The sequence below is a fragment of the Metabacillus sp. RB-C-LZQ-3-1 genome (assembly GCF_058315175.1).
Window position 1 is genome coordinate 61,716 of the sequence record NZ_JBZFLI010000011.1, and the last position, 13,154, is coordinate 74,869.

Sequence of the window (13,154 nt, forward strand, 5' to 3'; positions counted from 1 at the left end):
GATCTTAAATTCGGAATTAATGTTGACAAGATGTTTAAATTCGGAAAACATGATGGACGTGTGAACGTATACATAATAAGAAAAGCGCAAGCGCCATGGTCAGCCTCGGGCAAATAAGACGCAAATGAATAGAAGACGTTCTTTATCTTCAATTCATTTGTGGCAAGACCCTAGAGGCAGTTACAAACGCGACGTCCTGTCGCTGTAACTGCACGTACACATCCTGTACTTCGGGGCTAGGCGCTGGATACTCAAACTAAGTACAAATTTGTATACTTCTTACCTGTGTGCAAAAACTTCGCCCTTGATGTTCTTTCCGGAAAGTCAACTTCTTAGAAGGGAGACTAACATGGAAAAATTAAAAGTTGCCGGTGGCGATTTACTAAATGGAACTGTTTCAATTAGTGGAGCAAAGAATAGTGCAGTTGCCCTCATTCCAGCGACCATACTCGCTGAATCTCCTGTCACAATTGAGGGACTGCCAAACATTTCTGATGTCAATATTTTAGGCGATTTATTAGAGGAAATTGGCGGAAAGGTAGAATTGAAAAACAATGAAATGATGGTGGATCCATCTTCTATGATTTCAATGCCTTTACCAAATGGAAAAGTGAAAAAGCTTAGAGCCTCATATTATTTAATGGGGGCAATGCTTGGCCGATTTAAAAAAGCTGTTATTGGCCTTCCTGGTGGCTGTCATTTAGGACCTCGTCCCATTGATCAGCATATTAAAGGATTTGAGGCACTAGGTGCACAAATTACCAATGAACAAGGAGCGATCTACCTACGGGCAGATGAGCTCAAAGGCGCTCGTATATATTTAGATGTGGTAAGCGTGGGAGCAACGATTAATATTATGCTTGCTGCTGTCTTAGCAAAGGGAAGAACAATCATTGAGAATGCCGCAAAGGAACCTGAAATTATTGATGTAGCTACCTTGCTTACGAGTATGGGAGCGAAAATAAAAGGTGCTGGTACGGATGTGATTCGAATTGATGGTGTCGAGAAGCTGCACGGTTGCCGTCACTCGATTATCCCTGATCGCATTGAAGCTGGTACATATATGATTATGGGGGCTGCAATGGGAAGAGAAGTGATGATTGATAATGTCATTCCATTGCACTTAGAATCATTAATCGCCAAGCTTAGGGAAATGGGAATGCATATTGAAACAAGCAATGACCAAATACTGATTGTTGGCGGACAAAAAGAATTAAAAGCAGTAGATATTAAAACACTTGTCTATCCGGGCTTTCCAACAGATCTTCAGCAGCCTTTTACATCTTTGCTAACAAAAGCAACAGGAACAAGTGTTGTGACAGATACCATTTATTCTGCGCGATTTAAACATATTGATGAGCTCAGAAGAATGGGAGCAACAATAAAGGTAGAAGGACGCTCTGCTATCGTTTCTGGCCCGACGAAGCTTCAGGGGGCAAAAGTAAAGGCTAGTGACTTGCGTGCAGGGGCTGCATTAGTATGTGCAGGCTTAATGGCAGATGGGATCACCGAGATCACGGGATTAGAACATATCGACCGAGGATACAGTCAGTTAGAAGAAAAACTAACAGGACTTGGCGCAACCATTTGGCGTGAAAAAATGACGGAAAAAGAAATTGAACAGCTGCAAAATTCTTAAAGCTAGAATAGGGAAATCAAGGATAGCTCTATCCTTGATTTCTATTATGGTTTCTTCACCTTTTGCCTCTTTCTATTTAGTTGAATTTCCAAAAATGATTGATTAAATCTTTGAAATAGGGTAAAAATAAAGAGTGCTGCATTGAGTGAATACTACAAAAACTACTTCAAGCTCACCTTCATTTCCTTCTCTATCCAAAACGTACTAGTTTTTCTCTTCGTTAGTGCAAAAGATAGCATTTACTATTAGACAAGTTCTCAAATTTGAATTGAGTTTGAACATTGATAGGTGAAAAGTATATTAGAATTGAAAATTGAAAAAGAGTGGTGTTTTTATGAGTCAGGTTTCAATTTCTTCATTAGAACATTTGAAATTGAAAGAATTATATGAGCTTGCACGTCAATATAAGGTATCTTACTACAGCAAGCTAACAAAAAAAGAGTTAATTTTTGCAATCCTAAAAGCAAATGCTGAGCAAGAGGATTTATTGTTTATGGAAGGAGTCTTAGAAATTATCCAATCTGAAGGATTTGGTTTCTTAAGACCAATCAATTATTCTCCTAGCTCAGAGGATATTTATATTTCGGCTTCCCAAATTAGACGTTTCGATCTGCGAAATGGCGATAAGGTTTCAGGAAAGGTACGACCTCCTAAAGAAAACGAACGCTATTATGGTTTATTACATGTAGAAGCTGTAAATGGGGAAGATCCAGAAACAGCTAAGGAACGTGTTCACTTCCCAGCACTAACTCCTCTATATCCAGATAGACAAATTTTTCTAGAAACAAAACCAAATTATTTATCTACTAGAATCATGGACCTCATTGCTCCTGTTGGTTTTGGACAACGTGGTCTTATTGTGGCACCGCCTAAAGCGGGTAAAACGATGCTATTAAAAGAAATTGCCAACAGTATTACAACAAACAATCCAGAAGCAGAACTTATCGTTCTATTAATCGATGAAAGACCAGAGGAAGTAACGGATATCGAACGCTCAGTTGCTGGAGATGTTGTAAGCTCAACATTCGATGAAGTGCCAGAAAACCACATTAAGGTTGCAGAGCTTGTTCTTGAACGAGCGATGAGATTAGTGGAACATAAGAAAGACGTTATTATTTTGATGGATAGTATCACGCGTTTAGCACGTGCCTATAACTTGGTTATTCCTCCAAGCGGCCGTACACTATCTGGTGGTATTGATCCTGCAGCATTCCACCGTCCAAAGCGTTTCTTCGGTGCTGCGCGTAATATCGAAGAAGGTGGAAGCTTAACCATCCTTGCAACTGCTTTAGTTGATACAGGCTCACGTATGGATGATGTCATTTACGAAGAATTCAAAGGAACAGGTAATATGGAGCTTCACCTTGATCGCTCATTAGCAGAGAAACGTATTTTCCCTGCCATTGACATCCGTCGTTCAGGAACTCGTAAGGAAGAGCTTCTTATTCCTAAAGATCACCTTGAAAAACTATGGGCAATTCGCAAGTCCATGACAGACACACCTGATTTCGTTGAAAAATTCCTTCGCAAGCTTCGCCAAACAAAATCAAACGAGGAATTCTTCAGTAATTTAGATGCAGAAATGAAGGGTACTCGTAATCGCTAAGATTGAGAACTAATAAGTTATAGAGATATCTAAAATGTCCTTCATAATTATATGAAGGGCATTTTGGTTTTTAAAAAAGGCAGCATTCTTAAAATGGTTGAATGAAGACGTAAAGGTGGTCGAGGAGAAAGCGGGAAGGTTTTCATCGCATGAATGAAGATCAAAAGTTGGTCGTGGAGAAAGAGAAAAGGTCTTCATCGCATGAATGAGGACCAAAGTTGGTTCGTGGAGAAAGAGAAAAGGTTTCATCGCATGAATGAGGACCAAAAGTAATTCGCGGCAAAGGAGAAAAGGTCTTCATAGCATGAATGAGGACCAAAAGTAGTTCGTTGAGAGAGAGAAAAGGTCTTCATCGCATGAATGAGAACCAAAAGTAGTTCGCGGAGAAAGAGAAAAGGTCTTCATAGCATGAATGAAAACCAAAAGTGGTTCGCGGCAAAAGAGAAAAGGTCTTCATCACTCAAATGAAAACCAAAAAGTAGTTCGCGGCAGAAAAGAAAACCCCTTCATCTTTAACAAATAAATAGGAAAATTCCCATTTATAAGCCCTGACGAACTTTACTAACCAGATCCAAATCAAGCAAAAGCAACATTTCCACTTGCCCTCTTTAACGGAACCTTACGCCTTTACGCTTTTCTAGTAAAATTTAACTTCAACTTGATTTTAAACCTGGCACTTGTTATAATTTCATCATGTGCTTTTCTAGGAAATGGTTCGTCACTTGGACGAGTTAACCTAGATATATAACTCTGTTTCGAAATGATTCAGGGCGGAAGGAGATGAAAAGAATGAAAACAGGAATTCATCCAAACTTTAATAAGGTTATGGTGACATGTGCATGTGGTAACGAATTCGAAACTGGTTCTACTATTAAAGAGATCCGCGTTGAGGTTTGTTCTGAATGCCATCCATTCTACACTGGACGTCAAAAATTTGCAGATGCAGGTGGACGTGTAGATAAATTCAATAAAAAATACGGCCTTAAGCAACAACAACAATAAGGCTTTTCTCAACAGGCAAGACGAACTGGCTCTTGCCTGTTTTTTCACGCCTACTTTTGCATTTTTTAGGTAGAAAATAGGTTATCCTACATATATTCGTAGGAATTCAAACGGAATAATCATGTCTTTGGCATGTGATAATAGATGAACAGGATTCGGGATAGTCAATTGACACTAGGTGAAGATTGACGACGAAGGGAGAGGCCGTTTCATGTATGTTATGAAGCAAAGTGGATGGCTTGAAATCATCTGCGGAAGTATGTTTTCGGGCAAATCTGAAGAGCTCATTCGAAGAGTAAGGCGAGCAACATTTGCTAAGCAAGAGGTAAAGGTTTTTAAGCCTGTTATTGATAATCGTTATAGTGAAGAAAGCGTCGTATCTCATAATGGAACTGCGATCATTTGTAAACCGATCTCAAAATCTGAGGAGATTTTCGAGCATATCACCGAAAAAACAGATGTGATCGCGGTTGACGAAGTGCAATTTTTTGATGAGGATATAGCGGATGTATTAACGCTTTTAGCCAATCAGGGCTACCGTGTTATTGCAGCCGGTCTAGATCAGGATTTTCGCGGGGAGCCATTTAGTATTGTTCCAAAGCTCATGTCACTTGCAGAACTTGTCACAAAGCTGCAGGCTGTATGCTCAGTTTGTGGTTCACCGGCAAGCCGTACACAAAGGTTAATCAATGGACAACCAGCTTCATATGATGATCCGATCATTTTAGTCGGTGCATCGGAATCGTATGAGCCAAGATGTAGACATCATCATGAAGTGCCTGGTGCACCTGTAAAGACCTTTAAAAAAGAAAATAGTGCTGCGAATTCATAAGATAACCTATGCCTTAATGAGAAGGCGTAGGTTTTTTTTGTTTATTGCTTAGAAAACTATAAAGTGCATCAATTGTGGATAAACGCTTCTGTATTTGTTCATTACAATCTTAATAAATTTGTCGACTCCTTTGTAAGTTTTTTGTAAAAAATGTGTAAATACGTCGAATGTCCGCAAAGTAGGAAGAAGGTATGATAACGATCTTAGAAAATACAAATTATCTTTGTTCCTATTTTCAGATTATAGGAACAAAGAAACATTAATTTTCCAGTATATAATAATTTTCCCCTTTTCGATTGTAAAGTTAAGTTTACAAAATAGTCATTTTTTATCGAAATATTTAGAAACCTTAACATTTTATTAAAATTGATTTTACAAATTTCGATTAGTATTGACAATGACTACTACTTTACATAAGGAGGAAGCTATGGGGAAGAGAAACGTAAGGAAAAGACTGAAAAAGCTGTTTTTATTTATTTGTATGGCAATTATTGTTCTTTCTAATTTTGTTTCAGTCATTCCTGTAAAGACCATTCAAGCTGAGGAACTAAATGAAAAAACCAGCTCAAAAGGATCGGAGCAAACCGAAACAACAGATGAACAAGTTTTAGAAAAAGAAACGAGTGAGCCTCAACAAGATGATGCAAATTTGAATGAAGAGGTAAACGAAGAGAATGAGCAAATTGTTAATGAAACTGAACAACAGCAAGAAACAGAGGAATCTGTCACAGAGAAAACTCCATTGAATGAAACAGAAATACAAGAGGTGCAAGAAGAACCAGAAACTTCCAATAATCCAGAACCAACTCCACAAGAAGTAGATTCTGAGGCACCGGTTATTACTCATACCGCTGTAACGGAATCAGAGGCACACAAGGCATTAAATATTAGCGCAACGGTAACAGATAATGAATCCGTTTCCTCAGCAACACTTTATTTTAAAACTGAGGGGGAGGAAAGTTTCCAATCGCTGCAAATGAATGCTGATCTTGAGGATAGTTCAAGCTTTTCAGCAGGAATTCCCGCTGAAATTGTACAATCCGCAATCACGTATTATATTGAAGCGACAGATGGAATCAATTCATCTAAAACAGAAGAATATCAAATCGTGGTAGAAGTACCTGAAGAAACAACTAGTGATCGACCATTACTTATTACGGAAATTTCGCCAAACTCAGCAGGCAGCGGAACAGATTATTACGAGTATTTTGAACTCTATAATAATACAAATCAACCACTTTCTTTAACGAACTATTCTTTTATCTACAAGTACACAGATAGCGGAAATGAAGTAGCATTTCAAATTCCTCCAACAACTATTGACCCGCAAGAAACACTTGTATTCTGGTTCAATAATGGGAATCGTGAATTAGAGCAATTTAATCAAAACTTTGGATTACATTTAACGAGTGAAAATGTAATTGAATTTAAGGATGTGTTTCCAGGGTTTGCAAACGGTGGAAACCGTGCCATTGTTATTAAAGACAATACAAATTCTGAAATCGTTTCAGCGAGCTATTTAGGCGCCGAAAATGATAATACAGGTGCAGTTATTCAATATCTATTCCCAAGTTCAGGGACTGAAATGGCAAAGTTGGAAACGCTTGCTGCTCCTTCGCCGGGAACAGTAGCATCCCCTCAAGTTCCAACAAAACCTATTGAACTGGAGGAATTACCAGAGGATACAGAGGCTCCTGTGATCACACATACACCAATCACAGAGATTAATGCCTTTTCACCGATTACAATCCGGGCTGAAGTAACAGATAATACAGCTGTTCCATTCGCTACTTTGTATTATAAAAAAGAGGGCGAAGAAAATTTCACTTCCTTAGCAATGAATGCAAGCAGTGACCCTGCAGGTTACACAGCCGAAATTTTAGGAACAAATGTTGATGCAAACATTACGTATTATATTGAAGCCTCTGATGGAACGAATACAGTGAAAACGGAAGAATACGTAATTACGGTGAATAAAGAGGAAGTAGATTATACGAAGATCCCGGCATTTCTTGTAACAGAGATCGTTCCGGATACAGCAAATGTAGGATCTGCAGATGGGTATGAATTCATTGAAATTTACAATAACACAGACCAGGATGTTAGCTTTAAAGATTATAAGCTTCAATATCGCTATGGTACAGATCCTGCTAGTGATGTTGTGTGGCCATCTGTTCCAGATGATGTTGTCATTCCTGCGCAGGAAACGCTCGTGTTTTGGATTATTAATGGTCAAAACGGAGAGAAGACTGTTGCGGATTTTAATGCACACTTTGGAACCAGCCTTGTAGAAAACAAAGATATCGTAAGAATCTATAGTGATGGAATGGCAAATGGAAGCACAAGAGGACTTGTCGTTGCGACTAATACGAAAGAAGAAATAACAGTTTCTTACTATAACGATGTAGTAAATGTCGATGATACTGTTCCTGATAAGGGAATACTCTACAGATATCCAGAGGATGGGTCGACACAATCAGTAAAAGTAAGTGCTGGAGAAAATGATGCCACTCCTGGCACTGTAGAAAACTTCCAAGTACCGCAGCAGCCGGTCCATATTGAAAAAGATACCATTGCTCCAACTGTTGAGAATAAAACAGCTGTGACAGAGGTAGAGCAGACCGAAGACATTGAAATCGCAGCAACGGCTTCAGATAATGTGGAAGTTAAATCAGTTCGATTATTTTATCGAACGAATGATCAAGATACCTTTAATGAAACATTATTAGCACTTGATTCAGAAACACACCAATATAAAAATATGATCTATGCATCAGATTTAATTGGGAAGGATTATGTTGAATATTTCTTCGCAGTATCTGACGGAATAAATGAAGTTCGCAGTGATACGTATAAAATTACCATTCATCGTGATGTTGATACATCTGATTTGCGCTTAAATGTAAAAGATCAAGATGTTGTTTCCGGTAAGAAAATTGTTAAGGCAACATCAAATGATGAAGCAGCGGCAAATGTAAAAGTCACGGTTGATGGTAAAGAAATAAACGAAAATACGTACTATTCCTTAGAAAATGAGGCGTATCTTGCACTTGAAGTCAATGGGCTTAATACGTACTTCAAAAACGCTGTTACAATGGGTGAAGAAATTCTTTTCCTAATGGATAAGGATTGGCTAACACATTGGAAAACATTTACGATCCCTATTGACCCTGATCGATTACAAGTGGGCGAAAATGTTATAACTGTTCGTGCAGGGAACAAAGCGTCACCATTCCAATTGGATGAGAGTGAAGAAAATCGTGATGATTATAACCTGCGTAATGTTCGGCTTATTCTAGCAGACGGCACTGTCATTACAGATCCTAATAAAAACGATCCTTCAAAGGTTTATGACATGGGTGATGATGGCACATTCCGTCCATTCGAAGATTTTACCTTCACGATTACAGAAGAGCATGCTACTGCACACACCTATAACTGGGATACAACGGCTGTTTCTGATGGAGAGCATATCATTGAAGCTCAAGACTCAAATGATACTGTTTCATCTTCTGTTCAAGTAGATAATACAGCACCAACTGTCGAGTCCACGATCGTAGAAGGCAAAGAGTATAAAGGTGAATTTACAATTGATACAAAGGTTACAGATGCAATTGCTGGAGTACAATTAGTTAATGTCATGCTTGATGGAAAGCAAATTGAAGTTCCTTATCAAACAGCTTCATCCCAGCTTGAGCCAGGAGCACATACTTTGACAATTGCAGCAGAGGATAAGGTTGGAAACAAAGTTGAGAAAGTGATTTCATTCTCTGTGACGAATGAGAATCCGAATAAGCCTGAACTGATTTCTCCTGCTGATAATAGCTCTGAGCCTGTTGATGGTGATCCAACTCTAAAGGTAAAAGTAACAGACCCAACAGGTGATGACCTTAATGTAACATTCTATGAAGGCTATAAGTATGATGCCAGCAACACAGAAAGTGTTAAGGCATTTAAACATTCAGCAGATGTGGAGCCGCCGCAAACAATGAATCCGGAAGGTGAAGAAGCTCTCTCAAATGAAGACCTATCTTTAGTATCAGAAAAGGATGGAAACTATCTGATCACTGATTCAAGCACTCAGTTTCCTTATCATCGTTTTGATGTACAGCTCGACTCATCTGTGAAAGAAAATGATACAGTAGAGCTCTCATGGAGTGGAAAATCACTTGAAGGGCGAAAAGTATCCATGTACGCATGGAATCACGAAGAAAGTAAATGGAACCTGCTGACATATAAGATCGCAGGAACGGAAGATTTTGAACTGAAAAGCACAGTCGAAGTAGCCAAATTCGTGAACGATTCGAAGATCAATGTGTTGATCCAAGATGAAATTCCAAGCAGTCCTGAAGAGTACGATTATACATTTGTTTGGATGTCTGATACACAATATTACGCTGAAAGCTATCCATATATTTTTGAAAGACAAACAAATTGGATTGCTGAAAAGCAAGAAGAGCTAAAAATCAAATATGTTTTTCACACAGGTGATTTAGTCGATAACTTTGGTCAAGAACAAGAATGGATCCATGCTGATGAATATATGGGTGTATTAGATCAAAATAATATTCCGTATGGTGTATTAGCCGGAAACCATGATGTTGATCAGCTATCTAACGATTATACCCAGTATTACAAATGGTTTGGTGCCGACCGATTTGAAAACAAAGACTATTATGGTGGAAATTATAAAAATAATAGAGGACATTATGATCTTATCTCATCAAACGGTAATGATTTCATTATGGTCTACATGGGATGGGGCGTACAAGACGAGGATTTAGACTGGATAAATGATGTTTTAGCTCAATATCCGGATCGAACAGCAATCCTTAGCTTCCACGAATACCTATTAGTATCTGGAAACCGCAGCCCGATCGGTGAGGAGATATATGAAAAGGTTGTAGAGCCAAATGAAAATGTTATCGCTGTGTTGAGCGGTCATTACCATGATTCGGAAACACTTGTTAGTGAAATTGATGATAATGGTGATGGTGAACCAGATCGTGAAGTATTTCAGATGCTGGGAGATTACCAAGGTGGTCCTGAAGGTGGGCAAGGATATATGAAATTGCTTCACTTTGACCAGGATAATAACCGTGTATTTGTTAATACGTATTCTCCATACCTAGATGATTATAACTTCTATGAGCCTGAGGAATATCCGGGCAAAGATGAGTTTGTTATGGATCTTGATTTGCAGGTGAAGGAAAAACGTGTCGCAACAGATTATTTTGCCGTGACAGTGAAAACGGACAAAGAAATTGGGAAGCAAGAGAACATTCCAAGCGGTGAAACAGCACAAGTGAAATGGACGGACTTAGTTGAAAATAACGTTTACACTTGGTATGCGGTAGCTGAGGACCAGTTTACTGGAAAAACCGTATCTGACATGTGGACATTTACAAAAGGAAAAGCAGCAGAGCCGGATGATGGTCAAACAAATCCGACTCCATCACGTACACTGGATGTTCAATTTAAGTCAGGTAAAGGATTAATTGATACAAATGATTTAAATGCCTTAGAAAGTCAATCAATCGCTTCACTTGATATTAACAATAAATCTAAGGTAGACCTTGTTTTAACAAAACAACAAGTACAAATTGCAAAAGAAAAAGGGATAATATTTATCCTTGAAAACAAGGATATGTCTGTTTCGATTCCAGCTGCAAATTTACCAGGTGGAGATGTAAATATTCATATTGAAAAATCGAAAAAGGTAAAAGAAGCAATAAGTGCAGTATATGATATCAGCATTACCTCTGGCGGGAAGGAATATCATCAATTCCAAAACAATATAACCTTAACATTTAAGGTGACGGGAAAATTTAAACAAGAAGAAAACATCAAAGTCTTTTCCTTTAATGAAGAGTCAAAAGAATGGGAAGAAGCTGGAGGAACGTATAAAGATGGTGCTGTCACAACAGCAATAGATCATGTTAGTGCTTTTACTACATTTGAGGTGCAAGCAGATTAAATTCCCATACTGATATCACCTGGAACCCCCCTGCTTAATAGTAGTGGGGGTTCCGTTTTAAGGTGCTTTTCTGAAATTTAAAGCCGAAATGACAAAAGTTTGGACAGAACAATTGGTATATTTAAATGTAAAAACTCATGAAGACCAAATCCCTTTGGAAAATCAGAGAAAATGGTCTTCATAAAGGTGATGAAGACCAAATCTCTTCGGAAAATCAGAGAAAATGGTCTTCATAAAGGTGATGAAGACCAAATCTCTTCGAAAAATCAGAGAAAATGGTCTTCATAAAGGCGATGAAGACCAAATCTCTTCGGAAAATCAGAGAAAATGGTCTTCATAAAGGTGATGAAGACCAAATCTCTTCGGAAAATCAGAGAAAATGGTCTTCATAAAGGTGATGAAGACCAAATCCCTTCGGAAAATCAAAGAAAATGGTTTTCATAAAGGTGATGAAGACCAAATTCCTTCGGAGAATCAAAGAAAATGGTTTTCATAAAGGTGATAAAGACCAAATCTCTTCGAAAAATCAGAGAAAATGGTCTTCATAAAGGTGATGAAGACCAAATCCCTTCGGAAAATCAGAGAAAGAGGTCTTCATTAAGGCGATGAAGACCAAATCTCTTCAAAAAATAGTTTTATAGAAAATGCCATTAGTTCCATCAACCCGAACTACTTAGGAATTTTAAAAAATAAAAATTGACAGCTTAATCGGCAGTCACATTGACAGTTAATTTGGCCGTTTTTCTTATTAGTACAATGATTGTTGTCCATCATAAAAAATGATGTTAATTGTAATGTCAGAACGATCAAAAATTTCAACAGCCTTGATAAATAAAGAAAATGACGTTTGCCAATTTTTACTTCATTTCTTATGTCATTTATTAAGAATGCACCCGAAAACGGAACCCCCCTACTTAATAGTAGTGGGGGTTTTTGTACACAGATAAGAAAGTATAAATTTTGTACTTAGTGTAGGTGTCTAGCTCGAGCCGATAGGCTGGCGCCTTGCGCTTTTCTTATTAAACAGTCATGAAATATATCAATTCGGACAACCTACAAATAGGAGGTGGTTGAATATGAAAAAGGTACTTATCCTAATGGTTCTTTCCTTGTTTATGACAGGCTGTCAATTTCAATTTAACGAAGGGTATAAAGCTCAGGAAGAGGATAGAAATGGAACAAGATTAATGAAAACAGGGTTTGGTGATTATGATGAAGTAGGGATGGATGAGGATGAACAATTTACAGAAAATCCAGGTCCAAATTTTCTTGATTTGACTGAGTCGAGGCCAGACCAAGGAAATGACCAGCAAAAATTAGAAGAAGCTATTCAATATGATAAGGACTTATCATTAGGACGGGTCATCATAAACGGTGACCAAATACATGTCAATGTTTTTACGACAGAAGAGCTTACAGAAGCTGGAATGAAGGAAAAACGGAAAGAAATCCATGAAAAAATGATTACGGCTTTACCAAGGTACAAAATCGATGTAAATTTAAGGGGAAAAAATAATGAGGGGCGTTAAAATGCCCCTTAGAAACCTAAAATGGAGCTGATCAGACCTTTTCTGCGAGGTTTTTTTGATGCTTGTCCATGATCAAATACAAGTGCAGGATCTTTTGCAAACTCTGGTTTGGTTTGCGTATTTTCTAGCTCTTCAATTCGACGTTCAAGCTTTTGGATCGTTCCGACTAACTCCTCCATTTCTTTTCGGTGTTGAAGAAGTTGGTAGGAGACAACATCGTCTGCTTTTCTTTGGATTTTTTGTTCTAATTCTTCGATTCGATTCGTTAATTTCACCATTTGATCTTCATCAACTACTTTCTGGGTCATGACCATTCCTTTTCGAGGCTGCTCTTTTGGTTGCGGTAAAACAGAGCTTGGATCCTCTTTTATTTGCTTTAATTTCTCTATGTCTTCGTCAGAAAATTGATAGTGACCGAGTTCATTTTTTGCGAGTTGTAAATTTAACTGATCTACCCATCTCATTAACGTTCTTCTAGAAACACCAAGTGACTTTGCAACAGCAGCTGTACTCATTTGCATTCCTCCCCTGATTTAAATATCCAAAATGCCAATGCCGACTGATCATTG

At 38.1% G+C, this 13,154-nt stretch carries 7 protein-coding genes; 6 read left to right on the plus strand and 1 reads right to left on the minus strand.

The features are described 5' to 3' along the window. The first annotated feature begins 349 nt into the window (after window positions 1-349). From murA to AC4GZ8_RS17225, 6 genes are all read left to right on the plus strand, one after another. Window positions 350-1,639: a UDP-N-acetylglucosamine 1-carboxyvinyltransferase gene (gene murA, locus AC4GZ8_RS17200; RefSeq protein WP_491083122.1), complete on the plus strand. Its 1,290-nt coding sequence runs from the start codon at window positions 350-352 to the stop codon at window positions 1,637-1,639. A 334-nt stretch (window positions 1,640-1,973) separates the two neighbouring features. Then, complete coding sequence (gene rho / locus AC4GZ8_RS17205) at window positions 1,974-3,245, plus strand: transcription termination factor Rho (protein WP_491083123.1); 1,272 nt, start codon at window positions 1,974-1,976, stop codon at window positions 3,243-3,245. 789 nt (window positions 3,246-4,034) lie between these two features. After that, window positions 4,035-4,247, plus strand: a complete 213-nt coding sequence (gene rpmE / locus AC4GZ8_RS17210) for a 50S ribosomal protein L31 (protein WP_491083124.1) — start codon at window positions 4,035-4,037, stop codon at window positions 4,245-4,247. Window positions 4,248-4,458: 211 nt separating this feature from the next. Beyond that, entirely contained in the window at window positions 4,459-5,079 is a 621-nt protein-coding gene (locus tag AC4GZ8_RS17215; protein ID WP_491083125.1) for a thymidine kinase, read from the plus strand. 427 nt (window positions 5,080-5,506) lie between these two features. Beyond that, window positions 5,507-11,056, plus strand: a complete 5,550-nt coding sequence (locus tag AC4GZ8_RS17220) for a lamin tail domain-containing protein (protein ID WP_491083126.1) — start codon at window positions 5,507-5,509, stop codon at window positions 11,054-11,056. Window positions 11,057-12,132: 1,076 nt separating this feature from the next. Next, a complete protein-coding gene (locus AC4GZ8_RS17225; RefSeq protein ID WP_491083127.1) occupies window positions 12,133-12,585 on the plus strand; it encodes a hypothetical protein in 453 nt (150 codons plus the stop codon). An 8-nt stretch (window positions 12,586-12,593) separates the two neighbouring features. On the opposite strand, the gene AC4GZ8_RS17230 is transcribed toward AC4GZ8_RS17225, so the two are convergent. Further along, window positions 12,594-13,100 carry a MerR family transcriptional regulator gene (locus tag AC4GZ8_RS17230; protein ID WP_491083128.1) on the minus strand — a complete coding sequence of 169 codons (507 nt, stop codon included), beginning with the start codon at window positions 13,098-13,100 and terminating at the stop codon, window positions 12,594-12,596. Between the last annotated feature and the right edge of the window lie 54 nt (window positions 13,101-13,154).

Bases quoted from the DNA above. Each gene is read 5' to 3' on its own strand.
- rho (WP_491083123.1), top strand. From the start codon at position 1,974: ATGAGTCAGGTTTCAATTTCTTCATTAGAACATTTGAAATTGAAAGAA.
- AC4GZ8_RS17220 (WP_491083126.1), top strand. From the start codon at position 5,507: ATGGGGAAGAGAAACGTAAGGAAAAGACTGAAAAAGCTGTTTTTATTT.
- AC4GZ8_RS17225 (WP_491083127.1), top strand. From the start codon at position 12,133: ATGAAAAAGGTACTTATCCTAATGGTTCTTTCCTTGTTTATGACAGGC.
- AC4GZ8_RS17230 (WP_491083128.1), bottom strand. From the start codon at position 13,100: ATGAGTACAGCTGCTGTTGCAAAGTCACTTGGTGTTTCTAGAAGAACG.
- AC4GZ8_RS17215 (WP_491083125.1), top strand. From the start codon at position 4,459: ATGTATGTTATGAAGCAAAGTGGATGGCTTGAAATCATCTGCGGAAGT.
- murA (WP_491083122.1), top strand. From the start codon at position 350: ATGGAAAAATTAAAAGTTGCCGGTGGCGATTTACTAAATGGAACTGTT.
- rpmE (WP_491083124.1), top strand. From the start codon at position 4,035: ATGAAAACAGGAATTCATCCAAACTTTAATAAGGTTATGGTGACATGT.